The sequence below is a fragment of the Salmonella sp. SAL04196 genome, assembly GCF_046550835.1.
Classification (GTDB): domain Bacteria; phylum Pseudomonadota; class Gammaproteobacteria; order Enterobacterales; family Enterobacteriaceae; genus Salmonella; species Salmonella enterica.
The window spans coordinates 21,547-46,873 of sequence record NZ_JBGDXE010000010.1 but is presented as its reverse complement, the minus strand read 5'-3'; the positions used below and the strand labels follow the sequence as shown (position 1 = coordinate 46,873).

22 protein-coding genes and 4 tRNA genes are annotated in these 25,327 nt (G+C 53.7%); 7 read left to right on the top strand and 19 right to left on the bottom strand.

The features are described from left to right. Positions 1-24: 24 nt before the first annotated feature. Positions 25-228 (bottom strand): LPS translocon maturation chaperone LptM, encoded by a 204-nt coding sequence (gene lptM, locus ACLJPE_RS21705; protein WP_000799903.1) that lies wholly within the window; start codon positions 226-228, stop codon positions 25-27. Positions 229-413: 185 nt separating this feature from the next. Between lptM and ACLJPE_RS21700 the strand changes: the two genes are divergently transcribed. The 3 genes from ACLJPE_RS21700 to cyaY all read left to right on the top strand — a co-directional run bounded on the left by ACLJPE_RS21700 (position 414) and on the right by cyaY (position 3,184). Further along, a complete protein-coding gene (locus ACLJPE_RS21700) occupies positions 414-2,426 on the top strand; it encodes a hypothetical protein (RefSeq protein ID WP_031602114.1) in 2,013 nt (670 codons plus the stop codon). Then, positions 2,405-2,794, top strand: coding sequence for a DUF3021 family protein (locus ACLJPE_RS21695; protein ID WP_001528941.1), 390 nt, complete (start codon positions 2,405-2,407; stop codon positions 2,792-2,794). The genes ACLJPE_RS21700 and ACLJPE_RS21695 overlap by 22 nt, the downstream gene beginning before the upstream one ends. A 69-nt stretch (positions 2,795-2,863) precedes the next feature. Continuing rightward, positions 2,864-3,184, top strand: coding sequence for an iron donor protein CyaY (gene cyaY, locus ACLJPE_RS21690; protein WP_000999926.1), 321 nt, complete (start codon positions 2,864-2,866; stop codon positions 3,182-3,184). 77 nt (positions 3,185-3,261) lie between these two features. On the opposite strand, the gene cyaA is transcribed toward cyaY, so the two are convergent. Further along, entirely contained in the window at positions 3,262-5,808 is a 2,547-nt protein-coding gene (cyaA, locus tag ACLJPE_RS21685) for a class I adenylate cyclase (protein WP_000281719.1), read from the bottom strand. A gap of 376 nt (positions 5,809-6,184) precedes the next feature. On the opposite strand from cyaA, the gene hemC reads away from it, so the two are divergent. The 4 genes from hemC to hemY are packed head-to-tail and all read left to right on the top strand — an operon-like array spanning position 6,185 to position 10,253. Further along, positions 6,185-7,126: a hydroxymethylbilane synthase gene (gene hemC, locus ACLJPE_RS21680; RefSeq protein ID WP_001521319.1), complete on the top strand. Its 942-nt coding sequence runs from the start codon at positions 6,185-6,187 to the stop codon at positions 7,124-7,126. Next, entirely contained in the window at positions 7,123-7,863 is a 741-nt protein-coding gene (gene hemD / locus ACLJPE_RS21675) for a uroporphyrinogen-III synthase (protein WP_000025495.1), read from the top strand. The genes hemC and hemD overlap by 4 nt, the downstream gene beginning before the upstream one ends. Positions 7,864-7,884: 21 nt before the next feature. After that, entirely contained in the window at positions 7,885-9,054 is a 1,170-nt protein-coding gene (hemX, locus tag ACLJPE_RS21670; protein WP_039514526.1) for a uroporphyrinogen-III C-methyltransferase, read from the top strand. 2 nt (positions 9,055-9,056) lie between these two features. After that, complete coding sequence (gene hemY, locus ACLJPE_RS21665; protein WP_001546072.1) at positions 9,057-10,253, top strand: protoheme IX biogenesis protein HemY; 1,197 nt, start codon at positions 9,057-9,059, stop codon at positions 10,251-10,253. Between the two features lie 581 nt (positions 10,254-10,834). Here the strand turns inward: hemY and ACLJPE_RS21660 are convergent. The 17 genes from ACLJPE_RS21660 to wecA all read right to left on the bottom strand — a co-directional run bounded on the left by ACLJPE_RS21660 (position 10,835) and on the right by wecA (position 25,101). Beyond that, a tRNA-Pro gene (locus tag ACLJPE_RS21660) sits at positions 10,835-10,911 on the bottom strand. A 41-nt stretch (positions 10,912-10,952) separates the two neighbouring features. After that, positions 10,953-11,039, bottom strand: a tRNA-Leu gene (locus ACLJPE_RS21655). 20 nt (positions 11,040-11,059) lie between these two features. Continuing rightward, a tRNA-His gene (locus tag ACLJPE_RS21650) sits at positions 11,060-11,135 on the bottom strand. Between the two features lie 54 nt (positions 11,136-11,189). Further along, positions 11,190-11,266: transfer RNA gene (locus ACLJPE_RS21645), tRNA-Arg, on the bottom strand. A gap of 102 nt (positions 11,267-11,368) precedes the next feature. Beyond that, positions 11,369-12,754, bottom strand: coding sequence for a bifunctional threonine/serine APC transporter ThrP (gene thrP, locus ACLJPE_RS21640; RefSeq protein ID WP_000818378.1), 1,386 nt, complete (start codon positions 12,752-12,754; stop codon positions 11,369-11,371). 206 nt (positions 12,755-12,960) lie between these two features. Continuing rightward, the gene (gene wecG / locus ACLJPE_RS21635) at positions 12,961-13,701 is read right to left on the bottom strand and encodes a lipopolysaccharide N-acetylmannosaminouronosyltransferase (RefSeq protein WP_000183617.1); all 741 of its coding nucleotides are present in this window, start codon (positions 13,699-13,701) and stop codon (positions 12,961-12,963) included. Further along, on the bottom strand, positions 13,698-15,056 hold the full coding sequence (wzyE, locus tag ACLJPE_RS21630) for an ECA oligosaccharide polymerase (RefSeq protein ID WP_000055605.1): 1,359 nt from the start codon (positions 15,054-15,056) through the stop codon (positions 13,698-13,700). The genes wecG and wzyE overlap by 4 nt, the downstream gene beginning before the upstream one ends. Then, complete coding sequence (locus tag ACLJPE_RS21625) at positions 15,053-16,132, bottom strand: TDP-N-acetylfucosamine:lipid II N-acetylfucosaminyltransferase (protein WP_023233064.1); 1,080 nt, start codon at positions 16,130-16,132, stop codon at positions 15,053-15,055. The genes wzyE and ACLJPE_RS21625 overlap by 4 nt, the downstream gene beginning before the upstream one ends. After that, positions 16,129-17,379, bottom strand: a complete 1,251-nt coding sequence (wzxE, locus tag ACLJPE_RS21620; RefSeq protein WP_023233063.1) for a lipid III flippase WzxE — start codon at positions 17,377-17,379, stop codon at positions 16,129-16,131. Before wzxE ends, ACLJPE_RS21625 begins: the two co-directional genes overlap by 4 nt. Position 17,380: 1 nt before the next feature. Beyond that, positions 17,381-18,511, bottom strand: coding sequence for a dTDP-4-amino-4,6-dideoxygalactose transaminase (gene rffA, locus ACLJPE_RS21615; RefSeq protein WP_000612080.1), 1,131 nt, complete (start codon positions 18,509-18,511; stop codon positions 17,381-17,383). A 4-nt stretch (positions 18,512-18,515) separates the two neighbouring features. After that, complete coding sequence (gene rffC, locus ACLJPE_RS21610; RefSeq protein ID WP_001145152.1) at positions 18,516-19,193, bottom strand: dTDP-4-amino-4,6-dideoxy-D-galactose acyltransferase; 678 nt, start codon at positions 19,191-19,193, stop codon at positions 18,516-18,518. Beyond that, positions 19,171-19,485: a sugar phosphate nucleotidyltransferase gene (locus ACLJPE_RS21605; RefSeq protein ID WP_223148968.1), complete on the bottom strand. Its 315-nt coding sequence runs from the start codon at positions 19,483-19,485 to the stop codon at positions 19,171-19,173. The genes rffC and ACLJPE_RS21605 overlap by 23 nt, the downstream gene beginning before the upstream one ends. Next, the gene (gene rffG / locus ACLJPE_RS21600) at positions 19,428-20,495 is read right to left on the bottom strand and encodes a dTDP-glucose 4,6-dehydratase (protein WP_000822143.1); all 1,068 of its coding nucleotides are present in this window, start codon (positions 20,493-20,495) and stop codon (positions 19,428-19,430) included. Before rffG ends, ACLJPE_RS21605 begins: the two co-directional genes overlap by 58 nt. Next, positions 20,495-21,757, bottom strand: a complete 1,263-nt coding sequence (wecC, locus tag ACLJPE_RS21595; RefSeq protein WP_000011234.1) for a UDP-N-acetyl-D-mannosamine dehydrogenase — start codon at positions 21,755-21,757, stop codon at positions 20,495-20,497. The genes rffG and wecC overlap by 1 nt, the downstream gene beginning before the upstream one ends. Then, positions 21,754-22,884 (bottom strand): non-hydrolyzing UDP-N-acetylglucosamine 2-epimerase, encoded by a 1,131-nt coding sequence (wecB, locus tag ACLJPE_RS21590; RefSeq protein WP_000866682.1) that lies wholly within the window; start codon positions 22,882-22,884, stop codon positions 21,754-21,756. The genes wecC and wecB overlap by 4 nt, the downstream gene beginning before the upstream one ends. A 55-nt stretch (positions 22,885-22,939) precedes the next feature. Continuing rightward, entirely contained in the window at positions 22,940-23,986 is a 1,047-nt protein-coding gene (gene wzzE, locus ACLJPE_RS21585; RefSeq protein WP_000193413.1) for an ECA polysaccharide chain length modulation protein, read from the bottom strand. An 11-nt stretch (positions 23,987-23,997) separates the two neighbouring features. Continuing rightward, on the bottom strand, positions 23,998-25,101 hold the full coding sequence (wecA, locus tag ACLJPE_RS21580; RefSeq protein WP_000771937.1) for a UDP-N-acetylglucosamine--undecaprenyl-phosphate N-acetylglucosaminephosphotransferase: 1,104 nt from the start codon (positions 25,099-25,101) through the stop codon (positions 23,998-24,000). Positions 25,102-25,327: the final 226 nt, after the last annotated feature.

Sequence of the window (25,327 nt, the reverse complement as noted above, 5' to 3'; positions counted from 1 at the left end):
TCACGCGGGGACAGAAAACTATCCTCAGTAATTGACCTGGGACGGGCCATCTCCCGTTGCGCGATCGTTCTTATCGGGCATCGTGGACTGCGTTTGCGAATCGACTTTTTTCGTCGGCGGCGGCGCATTTTTATCGGCTGGCGGGAAATAAAGCGGCCCTTTCAAACCGCAGCCCGTCAGGCTGAACAGAGTCAGAAGTACAGCGAGTGTCTTAAACACGTTTTTCATTATGGATTGCCTGTAAGTTCATGCTTTCTATTTTCTATCATCGCAGGAGAAGGCGTAAAAGCAAGCGTTTAGGGGCTCTTTATAAAATCTGAAAAGCGGCGCGTTGCCATGATTATTGCGCATTTACATCAGGAAACATGCTTTGCTAATCACTTTAGGTTTACGTACCACGTCCGGATGACCTTATGCAATATCGTAATTTGTTTTGCCTTTTTTCGCTTTCACTTCTGCTGCCTCCCGCCTGGGGATGCCGGCTGAGTGAACCTCCGCACAATGTTTATCAACGGCAAGGCAGCGGCGTGGTTTATCTCCAGTCAGAAGAGGAGAATAATCTTTCGTTGCCGGAGGTGAATTTCAAACACCTGCGTCGGTTACCCAATTCATTGATTAACCCGGCAACTCAGGATGAGTGGGACAGGGAACCACCGCTCACCGACCTGACGACCGATCACGTTCATACCGGTGCACAGGCTATCTTCCCGCACTTTTCCTACTACAGCGACGGACGCGTTATTCTGTACGGTGGAAAAATCATGCGTAATCCGCCGGGGACGCCATCGGTAGATGTCGCCTCATTTCGCGCCTTTGGCAAAATCGGTGTTGATAAAAATAGTCTCTATTACGAAGGCAAACGAACGGATGACAACGGCGGCGAAAACCGCGTTAATTTACAGTCATTGCGCAAAGTTGAATTCAGCAGCCAGTGGAAACCAGACCTGATGGGCTTGACGCTGCGCGACGATCGCTTTCTTTATGTCGAAGGGCATCGCCTGAGCGACCCGGACAGTTTCACCGTTCTGGCGCAAAAGCCCTGGGATCAGCGCGGTAAATTTTCCGCCACATTTAATCCGTGTGTCGCTGTCCCCTTTGGTCCCTGGGATACGCTGGCCCGCACGCGTACAAAAATAATGCTCAATGGCGAACTATTGGATGCCGATCCGGATACCTTTTCCGTGGTGCGCTGGATGCCCGGTTCTCTATTGACCTGGCGCGATAAAAACGGCTTGCACCGTTACGTTCTCAACCAGAACAACCTGGATTGGGACATGCAAATTGAAAAACACTGTGATGCGTTCAACCTGCAGGAAAAACGCGTTCTGTGGCGTAAAGGTCCGGGATGTAAATTTGCCGAAATCCCCGGCCTTGACCCGGAACAATTTCATCCGCTCAGTAATGCGGTGGCGCAGTATCAGGATCGGCTTTATGTCATCAGGAAAACAGAATTCGGCGAAAACCAACTGGATGTCGTCACGCTGGATAACCCAAATCTGGTGATAGACAAGCGTTTTAATGCCGGGCGGCATCACGGTTATTTACTCACTAAAACGCGATCCGACTTTAAGGAAGAAGACGGATTGCAGGTATTCGAGTCGGCTGGCCCGCTTATTCTGATGGACTATCACGTTCCGGGCGAGACAGAAGCGCATCTGGGCGACAGCCCACATTACAAAAAATGGTACGCGCGCGACGATCGCTATGTTTACGCGTTTGATGGCGCTCAACTGTGGCGCTATCCCACGCCCAATCCCAAAGCTCTACGCATGAAATGGCAAACAGCGTACTCAGGATACGGCTATTGGGTGGATTACCGCATAGCCCAGTTAGATGGCGCTCTCATGGAGGATGGCTCTTTTATCGCCACGGGTATCCCGCGCGATCCTTCCGTAAAAACAGCCTATGTTAAAACCGATGGTACCTTTGACATCGGCAAAACAGCGGTTCGCTGGCGCAAGGTTCTGTCACCTGACGGCGAGTGGGGTCGTTGGCAAACCATTCCCAACGTTGACCCGAGTCAGTTTCATCTGGTTAACGATCGCATCGCGCAATATAAGAACCGGCTATACATTGCGAGGCTCTCACCTTTTGGCGAAGACCAGTTGGAAACGCTGGAACTGGATAGCGCAACCCCCTTCCTGAACCGGAAAATTAACGCCGGAAAAGAGCACGGCTATTTTATGCGTGATAGCCAACAAGGTCAGGGTATTCAGATCTTTAGCATCAATGGGCCGCTAAAAGTCACCGAGCGTTTTGCGTATGACAACCGCTATGTTTATACGTGGATTGGCAGCCAGCTTTACCGAACAGCATCCCCCTGCCCGGATAAGACGCATACTCTGAATAGGAACGTCAGGTACACCAACAATAAAGACATCATCATCATAACGCAGGCACAGGAATGCCAAAAATCACGCCGCTAAGCCGTTTTGCGCGCTTGGATAAACATTTGAAAAACGCCCTTCGGGGCGTGGGGATCGGTTCATGCATTTACGTCATTATTGAAAGCGTTATGCACGGCACGATAAACGGTGTTGAAGCTGCCGGGGTTCTGACGATAAGCGCGGTACTCGGTCTGCTTAGCGCTCTTTTGGATATCAAAGCAAAGCCGCGCGCCCCCTTAATCCTGTTGCATTTTCTCCTTTGCGGCAGCTGCGTCGTGCTGATGGTAGCAATGCTGTCGGCTCTGAACCATTTCCCGGTTAATGCGTCCGTCATCCTCATTGCCAGTGCGCTATTTATCGCCATTTATCTACCGCTGGGTTTTATTCTTTACCGCTCACAACGCTAAGGCGTATCGGTTCCAGAAGCTGACGCTTCCCCTTATACTGGCGCTATCACTCAATAGCGGGATAAAACAATGAACGACAGTGAATTTCATCGCCTGGCTGACGCCCTGTGGCTCACCATTGAAGAACGCCTCGATAGCTGGGACGGCGACAGCGATATCGACTGCGAAATCAACGGCGGCGTACTGACCCTCAGCTTTGAGAACGGCAGTAAAATCATTATTAACCGTCAGGAGCCGCTGCATCAGGTATGGCTGGCGACCAAACAGGGCGGCTATCACTTTGACCTGAAAGGCGACGAGTGGATTTGCGATCGCAGCGGCGAAACCTTCTGGGATCTGCTGGAGCAGGCGGCAACGCAGCAGGCGGGTGAAGCGGTGAGCTTCCGTTGATTTATTTGCCGGATGCGCTTTTCTTATCCGGCTTACTGTAGGCCCGGTAAGGCGTAGCCGCCACCGGGCAAAAATCCTCAGGAAAAATACTGCTGCAATAGCGGCGCGTCATGATCCTGGTTTGCTGGCGGCACGGTGTTGATAGGCTGCGTACGGAATGGGATCACCTGCTCGCGGCCATCAGTTTTCACTATCTGGTAGAACTGCGGCAGGTTAAAGTTGATAAAACTGGAGCCATACGTGAAGCGATCGTGCGATGACGAATAGAAGCGGCTGACGTCGCGCACCAGTTCTTCCTTGCTACCCTCGCAGTGGTGATACACTTCCGCCCGGTTACTTTCATCCAGAATATAAATATTAAAGCCTTTCTCATCGCCCGTTTCTTCAAAGAAGAACTGGATAATCCCTTCGCTGGCGAAGCCATCCACCACTGACGGCAATTTCACCTGGTTGGTTTCCACCTGTACCGACAGCCCGTGCAGCTTGTTATGCGAAATCGCGCCGTAGAATTCGATAGCGTTCTCCAGCTTCTGCACCGAGACATTCAAGCGTTCGAAGAATAGTCCCCACGTCTGCCCGGAAACCCGCAGCGCCTTGAATCGACCGGTCTCCTGACGGGTGCTGGAAAGACGTAGCTCGATACATTCGGAGACCAGTTGCTGCACGCGGGTGCGAATCAGACCGCGAAGATGCTGACTGTAGCAGAACACCTCCACGCTATCCGGCGGCGCGGCATCCTGGTGCATTTTCCCCAGAATCGTTTTCAGCGCTTCGATCATCGCCTGCTCGCCGTTAAAGTGCAGAGTACGCACTTCATTCCACGAGTTGCGATATAACAAGTCGATACTGCCTATCAGACAGTTTTGCTCTTCGCCAAAGCTGAAAACGTCCAGCTTACGGAAGTCAAAATGGACCACTTTATTGCGAAACGCCGCCGTCGGGTCATATTCGAGGTTAACGATAATCGCCAGATGGCGAATTTCACAGGGGCTGTAGAGCGCTTTCGGCGTCGGAGCAGGCAAGCGCAGCGGGAAATGGTGCGAAACATCGGCGACCATCTCCTGTAACTTAGGCAGGTCGACAATACCGTTGCCCTTAATAAACAGATGCGTTCGCGACGTCAGCAGGCCGTTGAACCACGCCCACGCGACCAGCTTATTAAGATAACGGTTATATTCCAGCGGCTGATGGCTGATGATAGAATCCATGTTCGGCGCGCGGTTGTAGAGATACCAGCCTGAACGGTTGGCGCGTCCCGGCGGCACATGGATAAAGGTTAAATTCGGCTCGGACAGATCCGGCGATATCTGCGGGTTCACCAGCGTGACTTTACCCGGCAACGCTTCAAAAGCGGCGTACAGCTTACGCGTCAGTACGCCGATATCCTGCGGGCTGGCGCTCACGCTGAGGTTGTTGCGCCGCGCAAAGCGAATCAGATTACGATAGCTCTGCATCATTGCGTCGAGCAATTCGTTGTGGGCTTCGCGCACCTGATCGATTTTCCAGTTTGCGCGATTATCGAGCATGGTCAGACGCGCGTCGTCCCATCCCCACTCGCTGACTAACTGGCTTAATACTTCCCGACGCCAGCCTACGCAGGCACGCTCGCGACTTAATTTCTCGCACACTTTCAGGTAAAAGCAGCGGCGGACTAAATCCAGCCGCGTCGGATCTTCAATCGCCGTCAGGTATTCAGTGACCCGTTCCAGCATCATGCAGTAGGGATCGAGTCCAAACGATACGATTTCACCGTCATGCAGACGTTGTTTAATATCTTTCGCCAGCAGACGTGGGTTGGGATATTCCCATGAGTAGGCTTCCAGCAGCAGCGTTTTCAGCACCGCTTTGTACGGCGAGTCAATGCTCTTGTATAGCTGCCACAGGCTGGCGCCAAAGTACTCTTCGGCGGAGAGCGAGCTTAAGCCCCCCAGATCCAGCCATTCATTTGGCGTTAATACGCCCTGCGCGTAGAGCGTCATGACATAGTCGTCGTAATGCTCTTCTTCGTCGCACGGCACCATACTCCACAGGATACGCTTCCCGGCCAAGCGCACAGCGGTACGATAAAACTCATCAAGCAACAGGATATGCTGCGTAGAACCACAGTCTTCCCCGCCCAGACTGCCGCTTTCGTTATGGCGGAAACGGTTCTCGTCGATCAGGAAGAAGCTCACCTCAACGCCAAGCGAGGCGGCCCAGCTTTCCAGCAGGCTACACTTACGTTGCAGCAACTGACGCTCTTCACCGTCGAGCCAGGACTGATGGCACACCCAGATATCCAGGTCGGACGAGCAGCTCTGCCCGACCGAGGAGGTGCTGCCCATGGTGTAAACGCCGGTAATCGGCAGCTCGCCCTTCGGCGGGTCCTGCGGCGTCATACCGCGGTACAGCTCAAGTTCGTTCAGATAGTGGCGTTGGGTTTCATCAGGCGTGTAGAAGCAAATACCGCTGGGAACGTTACCATCAAGGTAACCCGGCATCAGTGGATGGTGATAGTGCAATAATGTCGGCAGAAGACTGTAAACCTGCTGAAAAGCGGGTCCCATGGCAGCAAGCGCGCGATCCACACGCAGTTGATTTATGGCATCCAGTCTCTGTTTCAGAGTCTCAATATAGAGGTACAAGACGTATCGCCTGATGTTGCTACCCGTCATGGTGCAGGTCAGTACTTGACCGTCGCCATTCGGGATAAACCGTATGTCAAAAATAACCGTTACCCTTTCTCGCCTGCATATTTTTATCCAATACCGACGAAAAAATGGTCTAAAACGTGATCAATTTAACACCTTGCTCATTGACCGTAAAGAAAGATGCGCTACATACAAGTGTAGCACCGTTCGCTGCGTGTAAATTCTTAAATACGGGCTGGCGGTTTCTCGTCATTATTCACTGTCATTGACGACACTGCGCCTTATCCTCTCACTCACGGTGACCGGAAAACTAACATACTCTCTATAAGGATGTTAGGATGGTCAATGATTGATAATGACGGTAACAAGCATGTTAGACAATGTTTTAAGAATTGCCACACGCCAAAGTCCCCTTGCGCTTTGGCAGGCACATTATGTCAAAGACGCATTGATGGCAACCCATCCGGGACTGACAGTAGAACTGGTGCCGATGGTCACACGCGGCGACGTGATCCTTGATACTCCCCTGGCGAAAGTGGGCGGTAAGGGACTGTTTGTTAAAGAGCTTGAAATCGCGCTGCTGGAAAAACGCGCTGATATCGCCGTGCACTCTATGAAAGACGTTCCGGTGGCCTTCCCGGATGGTCTCGGTCTGGTGACCATTTGCGAGCGCGAAGATCCGCGCGACGCGTTTGTCTCGAATAAATATCACAGTCTGGACGATCTGCCCGCGGGTAGTATCGTCGGGACGTCCAGTTTGCGTCGCCAGTGTCAACTGGCGGAACGCCGTCCGGACCTCATTATCCGTTCGTTGCGCGGCAACGTCGGCACACGTCTCGGCAAGCTGGACAACGGCGACTATGACGCCATTATCCTGGCCGTGGCCGGTCTGAAACGCTTAGGTCTGGAGTCGCGCATTCGCACAGCCTTGCCGCCCGACGTTTCGCTTCCTGCCGTAGGCCAGGGCGCCGTCGGGATTGAGTGTCGTCTTGACGACGCGCGAACGCAGGCGCTGCTCGCACCGTTGAATCACTCGCAAACCGCGCTGCGCGTAACGGCGGAACGCGCTATGAACACCCGCCTGGAAGGCGGTTGTCAGGTGCCGATTGGCAGCTATGCAGAAATCATCAACGGTGAAATTTGGCTACGCGCGCTGGTTGGCGCGCCGGACGGTTCGGTGATGGTGCGCGGCGAACGTCGTGGTTCTCCCGAGCAGGCGGAGCAAATGGGCATCTCGCTTGCAGAGGAACTGCTGGAAAACGGCGCGCGCGCGATTCTGACGGAAGTTTATAACGGCGAGACGCCCGCATGAGTATTCTGATCACCCGCCCCTCTCCCGCAGGGGAAGCGTTAGTGAGCCGTCTGCGCGCACTGGGGCAGGTGGCCTGGAGTTTTCCACTGATTGAATTTGTCGCCGGTCGGGAGCTACCCACCCTGGCCGACCGCCTGGCGACTCTGACGGAAAACGATCTGGTTTTTGCCCTTTCACAGCACGCCGTCGCCTTTGCTCACGCCCAGCTCCAGCGGGATGGTCGAAACTGGCCTGCGTCGCCGCGCTATTTCGCGATTGGCCGCACCACGGCGCTCGCCCTTCATACCGTTAGCGGGTTCGATATTCGTTATCCATTGGATCGGGAAATCAGCGAAGCCTTGCTACAATTACCTGAATTACAAAATATTGCGGGCAAACGCGCGCTGATTTTGCGTGGCAATGGCGGCCGCGAACTGCTGGGCGAAACCCTGACAGCTCGCGGAGCCGAAGTCAGTTTTTGTGAATGTTATCAACGATGTGCAAAACATTACGATGGCGCGGAAGAAGCGATGCGCTGGCATACTCGCGGCGTAACAACGCTTGTTGTTACCAGCGGCGAGATGTTGCAACGGCTCTGGTCGCTGACTCCCCAGTGGTATCGTGAGCACTGGTTACTACGCTGTCGGCTATTGGTCGTCAGTGAGCGTCTGGCGCACCTCGCCCGGGAACTGGGCTGGCAAGATATTAAGGTCGCTGATAACGCCGACAACGATGCGCTGTTGCGCGCATTACAATAACTCTCATAATGGGATGCCATAATGACGGAACAAGAAAAATCCTCCGCCGTGGTTGATGAGACCAGGGAGAGCGTGGAAACCACGCCACAGCCAGTTAATACCGAGAAAAAAAGTAAGAACGGCGCCGCGCTGGTATTAAGCGCGGTGGCGATCGCGATTGCCCTGGCGGCAGGTATTGGGCTTTATGGCTGGGGGAAACAGCAAGCAACCGCGCAAACGGAAACCAGCGATGCGCTGGCGACGCAACTGACCGCCTTGCAAAAGGCGCAGGAGAGCCAAAAAGCGGAGCTGGAAGGGATTATCAAAAAACAAGCGGCGCAGTTAGATGACGCGAATCGCCAACAGGCGGCGCTGGCGAAACAGCTTGATGAAGTACAACAAAAAGTCGCCACTATTTCCGGCAGCGATGCTAAAACCTGGCTGCTGGCGCAGGCTGATTTCCTGGTGAAACTCGCCGGACGCAAGCTGTGGAGCGATCAGGACGTCACTACCGCCGCTGCGCTGCTCAAAAGCGCTGACGCCAGTCTGGCGGACATGAATGACCCCAGCCTGATTACCGCACGACGCGCGATTACTGACGATATCGCCAGCCTGTCATCCGTTGCGCAGATCGACTACGACGGCATTATTCTCAAGCTCAATCAGCTCTCTAACCAAATCGATAACTTGCGTCTGGCGGATAACGATACCGATGGTTCGCCGATGGATTCAGACAGCAGCGAGCTGTCCAGCTCGCTAAGCGAATGGCGCGTTAACCTGCAAAAAAGCTGGCAGAACTTTATGGACAGCTTTATTACCATTCGCCGCCGCGATGATACCGCCGTACCGCTGTTGGCGCCCAACCAGGACATCTATTTACGCGAAAATATTCGCTCCCGCCTGTTAGTCGCCGCGCAGGCCGTGCCACGCCATCAGGAAGAAACATACCGTCAGGCGCTGGATAACGTTTCGACCTGGGTTCGCGCTTATTACGATACTGACGACGCCGCGACAAAAGCCTTCCTGGAGGAGGTCGATAAATTAAGCCAGCAAAATATCACGATGGATCTGCCGGAAACCCTGGAAAGCCAGGCGATTCTTGAAAAACTGATGCAAACCCGCGTGCGTAATCTGCTGGCGCAACCGACAGTCTCTACGGCAGCGCCTGCCACGCAGACAGACGCTCCGGCAGCCGCGCCGCAAGGAGAATAATGATGCTAAAAGTATTATTGCTCTTTGTGTTGTTGCTCGCGGGTATCGTGGTCGGCCCGATGATAGCCGGTCACCAGGGCTATGTGTTAATCCAGACCGATAACTACAACATTGAAACCAGCGTCACCGGACTGGCGATCATTCTCATCGTCGCTATGGTGGTGCTATTCGCCATTGAGTGGTTGCTACGCCGTCTGTTTCGTACCGGCGCGCACACCCGCGGTTGGTTTGCCGGCCGTAAACGCCGTCGCGCCCGCAAGCAGACCGAACAGGCGCTGCTGAAGCTGGCGGAGGGCGACTATCAGCAGGTTGAAAAGCTGATGTCAAAAAATGCCGACCATGCTGAACAACCGGTGGTAAATTATCTGCTGGCGGCAGAAGCGGCGCAGCAGCGCGGCGATGAAGCACGCGCTAATCAGCACCTTGAACGTGCGGCAGAGCTGGCGGGGAACGACACCATCCCGGTCGAGATCACACGCGTGCGCTTACAGCTGGCGCGCAATGAAAATCACGCGGCGCGTCACGGCGTGGACAAACTGCTGGAGGTCACGCCGCGTCACCCGGAAGTTCTGCGTCTGGCGGAGCAGGCCTATATTCGCACCAGCGCATGGAGTTCTTTACTGGATATCATCCCATCCATGGCGAAAGCGCACGTCGGCGATGAAGCGCATCGCGCCATGCTCGAACAACAGGCGTGGATAGGACTCATGGATCAGGCGCGCGCCGAGCAGGGCAGCGAAGGATTACGCACCTGGTGGAAAAACCAAAGCCGTAAAACCCGCCATCAGGTGGCGCTGCAGGTCGCGATGGCCGAGCATCTGATCGAATGTGACGATCATGATATGGCGCAGCAGATTATCATCGACGGTCTGAAACGCCAGTATGACGATCGACTGGTGCTGCCCATTCCTCGCCTCAGAACCAATAATCCGGAACAACTGGAGAAAGTGCTGCGCCAGCAAATTAAGACAGTAGGCGATCGCCCGCTGTTATGGAGCACACTCGGTCAGTCGCTAATGAAACACGGTGAATGGCAGGAGGCGACTCTGGCTTTCCGCGCCGCGCTGAAACAACGCCCGGACGCGTATGATTATGCCTGGCTTGCCGATGCGCTTGATCGACTGCATCAACCGGAAGAGGCCGCCGCCATGCGGCGCGATGGCCTGATGCTGACATTACAGAACAATCCCCCGCAGTAATTCCCTCTTGCCCGGTGGCGCTTCGCTTACCGGGCCTACCGCTTACACAAAATCATTCGGGATGCATAAAAAAACGCCTGCCCGGTTAAGGGGCAGGCGTCAAAACAGGTCTGTATGACAACATAAAGGGGTGCTTCACTCAACGTTGTGTCCAGGGTGTTTGATGAGGCGTAAGCGACATCTGTCAGTGGACGATAAGCACCGTAAACGGCTCTGCATCATTCCTGAGTTTATGAGGCCAGAAGGCGAACATAAGAGATGGAATGAGCATCTACCCGTACATTATTGCACATAACGTGCCATCTTTGCACCGCTAAAAAACAGGCGCAGGCGTTAAAAAAACGTAGAGAATTCACGCGATTGTCATCCCCCCGCCGCTGGCGAGGTTTTAGCGTGTCGCCCGGCGGAGACAGAACAGGATGCTTTTTATAAAGTGATTATAAATCAATAGATTATTCGTCACCGAATAGCGACAAATAAAGTCTGGGATATCGCCAATAAACCATAATGGCAACACGTGCGGGATAAACGGTTGAAAATGAACAGAAAACAAAAAACCCCGCCGAAGCGGGGTTCAAAATTGGTCGGCGAGAGAGGATTCGAACCTCCGACCCACTGGTCCCAAACCAGTTGCGCTACCAAGCTGCGCTACTCGCCGATATACTGCTTTTTGAATTTTTAGTTCAATTCATTGAGTCGTGGTGCGAGGGGGGGGACTTGAACCCCCACGTCCGTAAGGACACTAACACCTGAAGCTAGCGCGTCTACCAATTCCGCCACCTTCGCGTTTCACAACTCTATATTAATGGGGTGGCTAATGGGATTCGAACCCACGACAACTGGAATCACAATCCAGGGCTCTACCAACTGAGCTATAGCCACCACTGAAACTTTTTACGCGGTATTAAACCACCGCAGCTCAAGCACCTAAATAAATGGTACGCCCGACAGGATTCGAACCTGAGACCTCTGCCTCCGGAGGGCAGCGCTCTATCCAGCTGAGCTACGGGCGCTTAGCGCCGTTGCGGGGGTGGATAATACGGACTTCACACCCCGCTGTCCAGTGCCTTTTTAAATAAAATGCGTGTTTGGTTATGCTTTGCGCATTTTGGCGCTTATTCCCCCACCTTGTGGGCGGTTCCGTGACGATTCAGACCGAAAACTTTGTAGACCAGCGTGACGGCCAGCAGGAAGATGACGCCGACAAACAGCGACATGCGCGTATCTTCATTAAAGTACATGCCGATTAAAACGCAAACCAGAAACGCCATCGTCAAATAGTTCGCCCACGGGAACATAATGGAACGAAAAGGATGATCCGCAATCGCTTCTTTATGCGCCCGACGAAAGCGCAGTTGGCTAATCAGAATGACAAACCACGGCACCATCCCCGGCAGTACGCTGGCGCTATAAACGTAAACAAAGACGCGCTGCGGATTGGGGATGATGTAGTTCAGGCAAGAACCTACCAGCAAAATCAAAATAGAGAGCGCCACGCCCGCGACCGGCACGCCGTGGCGAGAGACTTTCGCGACTGCCGCCGGCAGTTGACGGTTTTTCGCCAGCGCGTAAAGCATACGCCCACAGCTATACATTCCGCTGTTACAGCCGGAGAGCGCCGCCGTCAGCACGACAAAGTTGATAATGCCCGCCGCGGCGGTGATGCCGATTTTCGCGAAGGTGAGCACAAAGGGACTGCCGTTGCTGCCAATCTCATTCCACGGGAAAATGGTGACGATCACGAAAATCGCGCCAACATAAAAAATCAGGATACGCCACAGCACTTTACCCACCGCGCTACGCAACGTCACCTGCGGATTCTTCGCTTCACCGGCGGTAATACCGATCAACTCAACCCCCTGATAAGAGGCCACCACGATACATAATGCGGTCAGAAAGCCTTTCCAGCCACCAGCAAAAAAACCGCCATGCTCGGTCAGATTACCAAAGCCAATCGCCTGGCCGCCGTTACCAAAGCCGAAGAAAATCACCCCCAGGCCGATGATGATCATCACAATAATCGTGGTGACTTTGATCATCGCAAACCAGAATTCGATTTCACCATACAGGCGCACCGCAGCCAGATTCGCCAACGCGACCAGTCCGACGGCAATCAGCGCCGGTATCCACTGCGCCATCTCCGGAAACCAGAACTGGACGTAGACCCCAATGGCGGTAATTTCCGAGATCCCGACCGCCATCCACATAAACCAGTATGACCAGGCGGTAAGATAGCCAAAAAAAGGACTCATATACCGGTGGGCGTACACGGCAAAGGAGCCGGTAACAGGTTCCAGAAAGAGCATCTCCCCCATCGAACGCATAATGAAAAAGACGAACAATCCGGCGATGATATACGCCAGCAGCACTGACGGGCCCGCCCATTTAAGCGTACTGGCGGCGCCCATAAAGAGTCCGACGCCGATGGTGCCCCCGAGGGCAATCAATTCAATATGACGAGCTTCCAGCCCACGCTGTAGCTCCGGTTTTTTCTCTGCCATAAATCCTCATGTCGTGTTTGCAACGGTTCCGGTAGTACCGGTTATTGTTATGGGTACATCGATTGTTGCGAATATTTTCTTAAATTTGGACAAATGGCAAATGGAGCATTAAAAAAATGCACTTATTGTGTAAGAAATCATCGATTATGTTGTAAATGAGCAGCGCCATAAGCACAATCCGCTGCTCAAGTCATCAGAAGGGAGAATTAGAGATCGCCAGTATAGTGCCAGCGAAGGTAGCGCAGCAGACGCATCTGGCGGGTAATACGCTTCGGTTGCGAAAGCAGACGATACAACCACTCCAGCCCCAGGTTCTGCCATATTTTTGGAGCGCGTTTGACGTGACCAGTAAACACATCATAGGTCCCGCCCACCCCCATATATAACGCATGGGGATGCACTTCCCGACAATCGCGCATGAGTAATTCCTGTTTTGGCGATCCCATCGCGACGGTGACAATTTTCGCGCCGCTGGCATGGATACGCGCAAATAGCGCCTGACGCTGCTCCGGCGTAAAGTAACCGTCCTGGCTACCCACAATATTGACGTTCCACTGCGTCCGCAGTTTTGCTTCCGTCTGCGCCAGCACCTCAGGCTTGCCGCCGACAAGAAATACCGGCGTGCCTTCTTTCCCCGCGCGCGCCATTAACGCTTCCCAAAGGTCGGCGCCAGCCACACGAGAAACCTGCGCCTGCGGAAATTTTTTACGTATTGAACGCACCACGCTGATGCCATCGGCATATTTAAATTCCGCCGCTGCTATCAACGCGCGGACTTCCGGATTATCTTCCGCCGTCAGCAGCTTTTCGGCGTTGATCGCCACCAACGTGCCTTGCTTCAGTTGACCATCGGCAAACAGATAATTCAGCGCATGTGACATGTCGCGCCAGCCAATCAGAGGTAATCCACGCAGCGAGTAAAGGGGCGCAGCGGCATTATTGGTCATAGTTTTCCTTCCACCTGTGCCTGAGGGAGCGAAGTTGTACGTTTATGAATCAGTCCGGCGCTATCAAATAACCAGAACAGAAGCTTAGCGACCAGCAGGCTGGCGCCAAAAACCACCAGGAAGAAAACCACGCGCGAAACAAACGAATCCAGCCCTTCTCGCGCCAGCACAATCATATTAAAGATGGCGCCAAAGCAGAAACTGTGCAGAATCGCCGCCTTATAGCGATTGGGCTCCCGGTTACCCAGTTCATACAGCCAGTCGAACCATTTGATAATCAGCCCGACGACGATCGCGCCGAGCGGAATAAACAGCGCCCCGCCCATGACCACCAGCGATCCAATAAGCGTTGGCGATATCGCCAGGCCAGAATGGTTGTTCAGGACTTCCCAGGTGAAGTAATTCGCAGAGTTCAGCACGATACTGGGTCGTCCCGGCCATAACCAGGTGGGAATAAAGACGTAGAAATCACGCACGATAGGGGCCAGCCCCTGAAAATCGATATTGTGGTAATTTTGCAACAGCAGCGCCAGATTCTCCCACGGCGAAAAGGTATCGCGCGTTAGATAAAGAAACGTATAGAACGCCTCATCGCCGCTCACATTTAATCCGTAGCGTTTGAGCGCCAGCCAGAACATACCGACAATCCCCAGCACGCCCGCCGCCGCCAGCATCCACAGGCTGATCCAGCCCCGAATAATGCCGATAAACAGGAAGATAGCAAACGCAATAATGATGTTGGCGCGCGTGCCGCCGACAATCATGTAGGTCAACAGGCCAAACGCGACGGTACTCACCAGAAAAAACAGCCACGCTTTGCTGTCCTGGCGCAGGAAATAGACCACCAGCATCGCCGGAATGAAGAAATAGAAGAACCGTTTTAACGCCACGCCGGAGACTTCGCTGGAAAAGATCTGGCTGTAGGAGTGCAGCCGGAACAGCAAAAAGCCGTTATGCATAAAGAAAATCGCCACGCTCACCAGCGCGATGCCCATCAGGATCACCCAGGTAAGGTGGGTTTCCACCCGGTTCATGGTAAATAGCGGCTTGCGTGGTACATCCACAACGCGTTTGCGTAAACGCGTTTTATAGGTCACGTAATACACGCCGTAGAAACAGGCGGCGGATAATAGAGCCTGCAATAAGATTTCCGGCGGCGCGACGCCAACGTCGAAACGAAATACCAGCACGCTGGTTAGCGGAAAACCAAAAAAGAAGGTCAACAAAAACAGCAACGAAAAGAAAACGTTGAAGTTAAAACGCACGCGGCGGAATTCAAACCAGGTCAGCGTGGCGATAAACAGCGTAGAGAGCAGCCAGACCACCAGCAGCCCGCTGAATTGCATTAAACTCATTCGGCTTCTCCTGCGGCGATTCTCAACGCATTATGCCACGGTTGCAGGTAGTTGGGGCTAAAGAAGGTAATGCCGCTTTTATCTACCGATGCGAGCTGACGCTGCGCCTCGCGCACGACCTGCTCATTAAGATCGTCCGTGGTAAACAGAACGGGCAGATGCTGTTCCGCCATATCCTGCCAGAAAGGATTGTCGCGATTCAGTACGCACGGGATATCGGCCTGAATTAGCAGGCACAACGTCCCGATCCCCTGTTGGCGGGCAAAAATAAAATAACCGAGGTCGCACTGGCGCAACAGCGCAAGATAGGCATCAAATTCCATTTTTTCGCTAAGAATTTGTAGATTTTCGGCGCTAAATAGCGCCAGACCGGCCTGACGAACCTCATCAATATAGTCCTGGTTATTGGCCGGATAGCCCATCGGCACCACCACGTTTACCGTGTCGCCAAACTGCTGATACACCGCCCGTAACGCCGCAATATGTTGGTTACTGCGATCGCCGGAGTTCCCTACTAAAATGGTCAATTTCCCCGCACGTTGGCGCTCTTTTGCCATAGAGTTCAGGGAAGGATCCATGCGCGTCGGGAAATAGAGCAACTCGCCGCGTACGCCCGGGTGCTGGCGCGCAAAATAGCTGAGATCGCCGCGCGTCGCGAATACGCCCCCTACTCGTCCCTGCGCGATACGACGAAGCGGGTAGAAAAGGCGGAATTTCAGCCCGTGGGACACTTCGTAGAGATCCGCGCCCCAGATATGCCAGTAAAACTGAGCTGGCTTAATACCGCCGCTTAACAGCGCCAGCCACAGGCTGGTGTTGAACTGACCGTGAAAGAAGAATCTCTGTCGACGATTTGCTTTCGCTTTGGCGATGACCGCCTGCGCCAGCGCTTTCTTACTGCCATAAAAACGAAGCGAGAGCGCCGGGCAGCTTTCCGTGAAGCCGTTATCTTCGCCAGCAACCATAAATTCACGCGCGTGCTCGCTTGTGGCGGCCAGCGTATCATTGAAAAACCGCAACACGGTGTGGTTATGGTGAGGGATATCCGATCCCAGGACGTGAATCAGTACAGTCATGCTCGCCTACGCCAGAGTAAAAATACGCCGCAACAAAGTGAAAAATAGACAATATAGGTGGCCATATAAGCCTGTGCCGCACCCAGCGCGCCGTGAGCGGGAATCAGCCAGTGAGCGAACGCCGTTAACAGAATGAACTGGCTAATTTCGGCCAGAATGTAAAATCGCAACGACGCTTTGGCAATCACCAGATAACCGAAAACATAGGCGCCGACTTTCAGCACGTCGCCCACTAACTGCCAGGCGAACAGATCGCGCATCGCGGTGAATTTGGCGGAAAAAAGCAGCCAGATAGCAAAATCGCGCAGTAGCCAGACGGTAAAACTCGCCGCCGCGACCGCCGGTAAAACAAATTTCAGCGCTTTTACCACTTCACGCGTAATGTCCTGTTTTTCCGTCAGGCGTGAGAGCGTGGGTAACAGGTAAACGCTGAAAGAGGCGGTGATAAATTGCAGATAGGCATCAGAAATGCTGCTTACGCCCTGCCAGATCCCGACATCGCTCCAGCTATAGTGCGCGGCCAGTTGGTTTCGCATCATCACATAGGCGACCGGCATCGTAACGGAGGTAATCAGCGCCATCAGGGTAAATTTACTGAGCTGCCCTGCCAGACCGTTGTCCCAGGAGGGCTTGAGATAGCGTAGCGGGACGGTGCCGCGCTTAATCAGTATTATACCGGCAGGCACTACCACCAGCGCCGGCACCAGCGCCAGGCCAAGCAGAGCGCCTTCATAGCCGCCGACACGATAGCAGAGATACCAGGCGACGACGCCCAAAAAGCTGCCGACAATTAACGATAAGGCATTACCCGACGCGTCACGAAAGCCCTTCATTAGCGCCAGCAGCAGGTTCGCCCAGGCGATCCCCATTTGTACCAGCGCAACCAGACGCACCAGCCCTTGATAGTCCGTATGACCGAACAGTCCCTGGCTAATCGGCGCCGCCGCCAGCAGGAAGACCAGCGCCAGCAGCGTAGAGAACCCCAATACCATCGCGGAGGAGGTTCCCACCACGGTACGTAACTGCGCCGGGTTATCATGATGTTGTGCGACGAGTTTGGTAACGCCGTTAAATATCCCCGCACCAGCCAATACGCCCAGCACGGTGATCATCTGGCGGAAGTTACCCGCTTGTCCGACGCCCGCCGGACCAAAAGAGACGGCCAGTAGTTTCACCACCAGCAGTCCGGCGCCAATTTTTACCAGCGTACTGACCGCCGTCCACAGGGAGGCTTTAGCAAGCGACATATCAGGAGAAATAATTTAGCAAGGTAGTAATCACCGTTCGTTGATCGACGGGCGCAAGGTTATAAAACAGCGGCAGACGCAACAAACGTTCGCTCTCTTTTGTGGTGTAGACATCGTCCCCGATAAACTCGCCAAATTTATCGCCCGCCGGACAATCATGCAGCGGAATGTAATGGAATACCGCCATGATTTCCGCCTCTTTCAGGAAATTAATCAGCGCGCTGCGATCGGCGATATCCCGCAGTTTGATGTAAAACATGTGGGCATTATGCCCGCAGTTTTCCGGAATAGAAGGCAGCTCGATACGCCCGGCGCGCGCCAGCGGCGTTAACGCATCGTAGTAAGTCTGCCACAGCGACAGACGCTGTTGATTGATACGATCGGCGGCCTCCAGTTGCGCCCACAGGTAGGCAGCCTGCAGATCGGACATCAAATAACTGGAGCCGATATCCCGCCAGGTGTATTTGTCCACCTGACCACGGAAGAACTGGCTGCGGTTGGTGCCTTTTTCGCGGATGATCTCCGCGCGTTCAATCAGCGTACGATCGTTGATCAGCGTCGCGCCGCCTTCGCCGCCAGCGGTGTAATTTTTGGTTTCATGGAAGCTAAAACAGCCGATGTGACCGATCGTTCCTAACGCGCGCCCTTTGTACGTGGACATCACGCCCTGGGCGGCATCCTCGACAACGAACAGATTATACTTATCCGCCAGCGCCATGATGACATCCATTTCACAAGCGACGCCAGCGTAATGTACCGGCACGATAGCGCGGGTTTTATCAGTAATCGCCGCCTCAATCAGCGTTTCGTCAATATTCATCGTATCCGGACGAATATCGACAAACACAATTTTCGCGCCGCGCAGGACAAAAGCGTTAGCGGTGGAGACAAACGTAAAGCTCGGCATGATCACTTCATCGCCGGGCTGAATATCCAACAACAGAGCCGCCATCTCGAGTGATGCGGTACAGGAAGGCGTCAGCAACACCTTCGCGCTGCCGAAATGTTGCTCCAGCCACTGCTGGCAACGGCGCGTAAAGCCGCCGTCGCCGCACAGTTTGCCGCTGCTCATTGCAGACTGCATGTATTCGAGTTCGGTTCCCACCACCGGCGGCGCATTAAAAGGAATCATGTTGTCACCTGTATAACCAGTACGCAGTGCTTTCGATGTTGGCACCGCTTTGTATGTAACGTTTAAGCGCGGCGGTGTTGCCCAACTGGGTCGCCACCCGCAATGTTGCTTTGCCGCGACTCTGTGCCCAACAGATCGCCGCCTGCATAAGTTCCGCTCCCGCGCCGCGTCCGGCCAACAGGCCAATGCGCGCGTCGGTATCATTCAATTCCCGCAGCGAGACGTAACCGCGGATAGCGCCTGTCTCTGTGCGAAGCACCAGGCATTGGTGATCAAACGTGCCGCGTACCGCATTCTCAATCCACTGGGCGTAAAAACGGGCGCTGGCGTCGGGCGCATACCACGGCGCGCGAAAACGACTCTGCGTAAACGCCTCTCCGGCCAACTGACGCAAAGCAGGAATGTCTTTAAGGTGTGCAATTTCCGCGCCATGCTGGTCGCGATGCCCTTTTACCGGCAACGCAAAATCCACTTCGCCTTCAACCAAAGAGAATCCCAGCGCTTGCAACGCCGACAGCCAGGCGATGTTGCAAGCCGGCACTTTTACCTGCACGCGTTGCCACGCCTGCAGCGCTTCTGGCGTTAATTCGGGCGCTGAGGCATCGATACGCACAATGCCGCTATTCACGCCAAAGAACGTATTTTCCCAGAGTAACGGTTCAATACTGGCGCGGACGGGCACGGAGCAACTCCAGTAAATATTGGCCATAGCCGGTTTTTTCAAGCTGACTGGCGGCGCGTTTCAAACCATCATCATCCAGCCAGCCGTTGCGCCAGGCAATCTCCTCCAGACAGGCAATTTTGAAGCCCTGGCGCTTTGATACGCCGCGCGTAATGGGATGCAACCGGGTACCGGAACCTCCGGCCAGAATGATGCCTTTCATTCGTTTCTCCTCCAGGAGTAAGAACCTGCCGTTTAGCGTTTCAGACCTAAGCGTTCGCCCTGATAACTGCCATCCTGCACGGGTTTCCACCAGGCCTCATTGGCGAGATACCACTGAACGGTTTTTCGCATCCCGCTTTCGAAGGTTTCCTGCGGCGTCCAGCCCAGCTCGCGGGCGATTTTCGACGCGTCGATGGCATAACGTAAGTCATGGCCGGGTCGATCGTCGACGAAGGTAATCAGATCGTGATAATTCGCCACACCCTGCGGTTTTTGCGGGGCCAGTTCCTCCAGCAGAGCGCAAATCGTCCTGACCACATCCAGATTTTTACGTTCGTTATGACCGCCGATATTATACGTTTCGCCCACCGCGCCGTTCGTCACCACGTGATACAACGCACGGGCATGATCTTCCACATACAGCCAGTCGCGAATTTGCTGGCCGTTGCCATAGACCGGCAATGGTTTACCCGCCAGCGCGTTCAGAATCATCAGCGGGATCAGTTTTTCCGGGAAATGGTAGGGCCCGTAGTTATTAGAGCAGTTGGTGACAAGCGTAGGCAAACCGTAGGTACGTAACCAGGCGCGTACCAGATGGTCGCTGCTGGCTTTGGAGGCGGAATAAGGGCTGCTTGGCGCATATGGCGTGGTTTCGGTGAAGAAATCGTCTGCAGTATGCAGATCGCCATACACTTCATCGGTGGAGATATGGTGGAAGCGGAACGCCGCTTTAGCGTCCGCGTCAAGCGCGGACCAGTAAGCGCGAGCGGCTTCCAGCAAGGTGTAAGTACCAACGATATTCGTTTCAATAAACGCCGCGGGGCCGTCGATGGAACGGTCTACATGGCTTTCCGCCGCCAGGTGCATCACGCTATCGGGCTGATACTGCTGGAAAACTCGCTCCAGTGATGCCCGATCGCAGATATCCACCTTCTCAAAGGCGAAACGGTCGCTTTGCGCCACCGACGCCAGAGACATCAGGTTGCCCGCATAGGTGAGTTTATCCACCACCACCACCGCGTCTGCCGTTTCATGGATGATATGCCGCACCACCGCAGATCCGATAAAGCCTGCGCCGCCGGTCACCAGAATCCGTTTCATCAGCGCCAGACTCCTTTGGTATCAACCACATAACGTTGATTAACCGCATCGCCGGGAATCGCTTTAAATTCGTCATGATCGACCAGCATCACCAGCACATCGGCGGCGGCCAGCGCCGCGTCCAGTTTCGCCAGCGTGCAAAGTCCGTCCAATTTTTTCGGCAACTGATGGATATTCGGTTCGACGACCAAGGTTTCGCCGCTGTGCCAGCGGGCGATACTTTGCGCGATCCCCATCGCCGGGCTTTCGCGCAGATCGTCGATATTCGGCTTAAAGGCCAGCCCAAAACAGGCGATTTTCACTTCGCTGGCGCGTTTATCGGTGGCCGCCAGGCAATCTGCGACCGCGGCTTTTACCTGATCGACTACCCAGTGCGGTTTGCCGTCGTTCACTTCACGCGCGGTGCGAATCAGTCTCGCCTGCTGCGGATTTTGCGCCACAATAAACCACGGATCGACCGCAATGCAGTGCCCGCCAACGCCTGGGCCCGGCTGCAAAATATTGACGCGCGGATGGCGGTTCGCCAGGCGGATCAATTCCCAGACGTTAATCCCCTGTTCGGCGCAAATCAGCGACAATTCATTCGCAAAGGCGATATTCACATCACGGAAGCTATTTTCCGTCAGCTTGCACATCTCTGCGGTGCGCGAGTTGGTGACAACGCATTCGCCCTCAAGGAAAATTTTGTACAGAGCGCTGGCGCGAGCCGAACATACTGGCGTCATACCGCCAATCACGCGGTCATTTTTAATGAGTTCCACCATCACCTGACCCGGCAGCACACGCTCCGGACAATAGGCGATATTCACGTCGGCCTGCTCGCCCGCCTGCTGGGGAAAGGTCAGATCCGGGCGCATCCCGGCCAGCCAGCCGGCCATTTGCTCCGTTGCGCCGACCGGCGATGTTGATTCCAGAATCACCAGTGCCCCTTTTTTTAATACCGGCGCAATGGATTTCGCCGCGGCTTCCACATAGGCCATGTCAGGGTCGTGATCGCCTTTGAATGGCGTCGGCACGGCAATCAGGTACGCATCGGCCTCGACAGGTGTCGTCGTCGCACGCAGAAAGCCGCCTTCCACCGCCATCTTCACCACATTGCCCAACGCCGGCTCCACGATGTGAATTTCACCGCGATTTATGGTGTCTACCGCATGTTGGTTGATATCCACGCCGATAACCTGCTTCTGGCGGGAAGCAAAAGCGGCCGCAGTCGGTAATCCGATATACCCCAGCCCAATAACAGAAATGGTCGTAAAACTCATAACGATACCCGATAACTTTTTAACGCCTGTAAAATGCGCGCGCATGATTGCCCGTCACCATAAGGATTATGGGCGCGGCTCATAGTTTGATATTCATTTTCGTCGTGCAGCAGACGCATAACTTCCGCCACAATGCGCCGGGAGTCCGTGCCGATCAGTCTTACCGTACCAGCGGTAATGGCTTCCGGACGCTCTGTGGTTTCACGCATGACCAATACCGGCTTACCTAATGACGGCGCTTCTTCCTGAATACCGCCGGAATCGGTCAGAATGAGCCAGGCGTGATTCATCAGCCAGACAAAAGGTAAGTAGTCCTGCGGCTCAATCAGCACCACGTTTTCAACATGGCCGAGGATACGGTTGACAGGTTCGCTGACGTTGGGATTGAGGTGCACCGGATAGACAATTTGCACATTCTGGTTCGCGGCGGCGATTTCCGCCAGCGCCTGGCAGATATGCTCAAAGCCCTGACCAAAGCTTTCACGCCGATGACCGGTCACCAAAATCATCTTCTTATTCACATTGAGGAAAGGATACTGCTCGGCCAGTTCAGCCTGTAATGTATCGCTCGCCAGAACGCGATCGCGTACCCAGATCAGCGCGTCGATAACGGTATTGCCAGTGACAAAAATGCGCTCATCCGGAATGTTCTCCCGCAACAGATTCTGCCGCGAGTTTTCCGTCGGCGCAAAGTGGTACATCGCCAGATGTCCGGTCAGCGTGCGGTTTGCCTCTTCCGGCCAGGGGGAATAAAGATCGCCGGTTCGCAACCCGGCTTCTACGTGCCCTACCGGAATTCGTTGATAGAAAGCCGCCAGGCTGGTAGCAATCGTAGTGGTGGTATCGCCATGAACCAGCACCACATCAGGTTTAAAATCTGCCAGGATCGGCTTTAATCCCTCCAGAATTCGGCAGGTAATTTCCGTCAACCCCTGTCCCGGCTGCATAATGTTGAGATCGTAATCAGGCACAATAGAAAAAAGAGTTAATACCTGATCAAGCATCTCCCGATGCTGCGCAGTAACGCATACTTTGGCCTCGAAATGAGGATCTTTTTCCAGCGCATGGACCAGAGGCGCCATCTTAATGGCCTCCGGTCGTGTACCAAATACAGTCAGTACTTTCACATCGATTCTCTTCGAATAGACAGTAGGGGCCCAGCCCCCTACTGCAGAGGTGTTGCTAAATCGTGCGGCGACGGGTTAAGGCAACGCCCGCACCGATTAGCGCCCCAACGATACCCCACATAATCATCAGGAAGGCTCGGCGTGGGCTATCACGTTTTACCGGTTCTTCCGGCGTACGCAAATAACGATAGGTCTGAAAACGAGGGTCCAGGGTCGGCCCCACATTAAGCGTATTCAACATTGCCCGATTTTGAAAGTAGTCCAAATCGAACGCAGGGCCAACCGCTTGCAGATTTTCAAGACGCGCCTGCAACATAGGGCGACCGAGTAAAAAAAGCTCTGAGTCCGGTAATTCATCCGCCGGGACATCTGTCGCGCTACGAGAAATATTATGTTGTTCCGCAATTTTGAGCGCCTGCTCAATACTGTTTACACGACGCGAATAGATCGCTTTCGCAACCTCTTCCTGCCGTTTGACCTGCGCTTTCATCTGCACGGTACGCGCAGCCCAGGCGCCTTTTAATTCATCATTCAGATGGCTCGCCGCCCGCTGGCTGGCGAATGCGACATACTGACGCAGCAGATTATTGGCGTCCGGCGCAGTTTCAGCAATCAGCTTCACATTGTCGTTGATGGCGCGTGTAAAATCGCCGGGCGTAAACTGTATGTTATTGATCAGTTCATCAAGCATCGCCGCATCAGCTTTGCTATTCCCGACCATTCGCTGCTTGTAATAGTCCGTCTGTAACCAGAAATCGCGACGCGTATCCCAGGAGGCAAGTTGCATGATGAACTCTTTATACGCTTCATCCATCACCGAGGGTTTATCGGAAGAAGCAGGATCGGTCTTAATATCCAGGTTGCGCAGAAACTGCTGCTGGGAGTAATAACCGCCCAACATATTTACGGTTGGGCGATCGGTGATCGCCGTCGCACTCCACTCCTGACGAGCAAAAAAGGTATAGGCTAACGCGATAAGGGCAAATAGCAGGCCAATGCCGATAATCCAGAATTTGCCAGCCCATAAAGTACGAAACAACCCGCGAATATCCAGTTCATTTTCAGCGCTCACCGCGCGTGCCCCCGGTAATGGTTGTGTCATCGTATCCTCATTTACTTGGTTAAGTTTGGCCGGTTCTCACGTTGCCTGCGCAGGCGACGCTTTACACGCTTAATAAATCTCGCCACCTTCCAGGCCCGCTTAATGCAGTAGCCATAGAGGAAGAATGCTAGCAAAAAGAGCACCAACATAACCCATTCAGGAACAAAATGAGAGTATTCTGCCGTTACGCCTACTCCCGCCAGAATCGCCGCTGCGAGCGTAATAAGAACAAATGCCTGGCGGGAAGTAAACCCTGCTCGCATAACCAAATGATGAATATGTTGGCGATCAGGGGAAAAGGGGCTCATCCCTTTACGCAGACGGCGATACATAATTGCCACCATATCCATCAATGGAATAGCGATAATCCATAGCGCAGTAACCGGGCTGATAGAGTGAGTTTTCCCCTGCGTCGTTTCCAGTAAGAGCCAGATGACGGTAAAGCCAATCAGTGTACTACCGGCATCGCCCATAAAGACTTTATAACGCCGCCCCAAAATACCGAGATTAAGCATAATGTAAGGCAGAATCGCGGCGATCATGGCAAAGCACCACATTGCCAGGCTAGTCTGACCATCAAACCATAAAATCAGCCCCATCGCCGCAAATGAGACGCTGGATAACCCCCCCAGCAGGCCGTCAATACCGTCCACCATATTGAAAGCGTTGATCGCCGCCCATACCGCAAACAGGGTAAGGAAATAGCCAAAGGGGCCAAGCACTAACTCCCAAGGCCCAAAGATGTAACCAAGGCTACCTAAGTGAAGTTTTGCGATAACCATCATTACAACCGCAATAACGGCCTGAACCACAGCACGAATTTTTACACTGATATCAAAACGGTCATCCATCGCACCAACAAAAACCAATACACCAGCGCAAATAAGATATAGCGATAAGTGCGGTATGTAGTAATCCGAGAGGCCAAACATAAAGCAGATTCCTGCAAACACAGAAATCCCGCCGACTAATGGGATAACACCCTGATGTCGTTTACGAAAGTTTGGTTTATCCACTAAACCAATTTTTATGGCTACTTTTCGCGCAAGAAAAATAAAAATGGTCGTGAATAAAAAAATACTGATTAGCTCAGATAAAGCGGTGAGTAACTTCACAGTGTATGTGCTCTCAGCATATATCATTTCCTTAAAGTATAATGCGTTACGCCAGCTCCTAGAAGAGACCTGTTAGAACATTACACTTTTTACCGCAAACAATGTGTATTGTGCATGGTGTTACTCTGTAGCGCATATCCCGATGACCAGTTTATATGACATGACGCTAAGATGAATCGCAAAACAAAAACGCCACGTAAAAACGTGGCGTTTTCAGGTAAAGACC

Coding starts and splice junctions, on each gene's coding strand:
- wzxE (WP_023233063.1), bottom strand. CDS start 17,379: ATGTCGCTTGCTAAAGCCTCCCTGTGGACGGCGGTCAGTACGCTGGTA.
- wzyE (WP_000055605.1), bottom strand. CDS start 15,056: ATGAGTTTAATGCAATTCAGCGGGCTGCTGGTGGTCTGGCTGCTCTCT.
- lptM (WP_000799903.1), bottom strand. CDS start 228: ATGAAAAACGTGTTTAAGACACTCGCTGTACTTCTGACTCTGTTCAGC.
- wecC (WP_000011234.1), bottom strand. CDS start 21,757: ATGAGTTTTACGACCATTTCTGTTATTGGGCTGGGGTATATCGGATTA.
- ACLJPE_RS21700 (WP_031602114.1), top strand. CDS start 414: ATGCAATATCGTAATTTGTTTTGCCTTTTTTCGCTTTCACTTCTGCTG.
- wecG (WP_000183617.1), bottom strand. CDS start 13,701: ATGACCAATAATGCCGCTGCGCCCCTTTACTCGCTGCGTGGATTACCT.
- hemY (WP_001546072.1), top strand. CDS start 9,057: ATGCTAAAAGTATTATTGCTCTTTGTGTTGTTGCTCGCGGGTATCGTG.
- thrP (WP_000818378.1), bottom strand. CDS start 12,754: ATGGCAGAGAAAAAACCGGAGCTACAGCGTGGGCTGGAAGCTCGTCAT.
- cyaY (WP_000999926.1), top strand. CDS start 2,864: ATGAACGACAGTGAATTTCATCGCCTGGCTGACGCCCTGTGGCTCACC.
- hemD (WP_000025495.1), top strand. CDS start 7,123: ATGAGTATTCTGATCACCCGCCCCTCTCCCGCAGGGGAAGCGTTAGTG.
- hemC (WP_001521319.1), top strand. CDS start 6,185: ATGTTAGACAATGTTTTAAGAATTGCCACACGCCAAAGTCCCCTTGCG.
- rffA (WP_000612080.1), bottom strand. CDS start 18,511: ATGATTCCTTTTAATGCGCCGCCGGTGGTGGGAACCGAACTCGAATAC.
- rffG (WP_000822143.1), bottom strand. CDS start 20,495: ATGAAACGGATTCTGGTGACCGGCGGCGCAGGCTTTATCGGATCTGCG.
- ACLJPE_RS21695 (WP_001528941.1), top strand. CDS start 2,405: ATGCCAAAAATCACGCCGCTAAGCCGTTTTGCGCGCTTGGATAAACAT.
- wzzE (WP_000193413.1), bottom strand. CDS start 23,986: ATGACACAACCATTACCGGGGGCACGCGCGGTGAGCGCTGAAAATGAA.
- hemX (WP_039514526.1), top strand. CDS start 7,885: ATGACGGAACAAGAAAAATCCTCCGCCGTGGTTGATGAGACCAGGGAG.
- ACLJPE_RS21625 (WP_023233064.1), bottom strand. CDS start 16,132: ATGACTGTACTGATTCACGTCCTGGGATCGGATATCCCTCACCATAAC.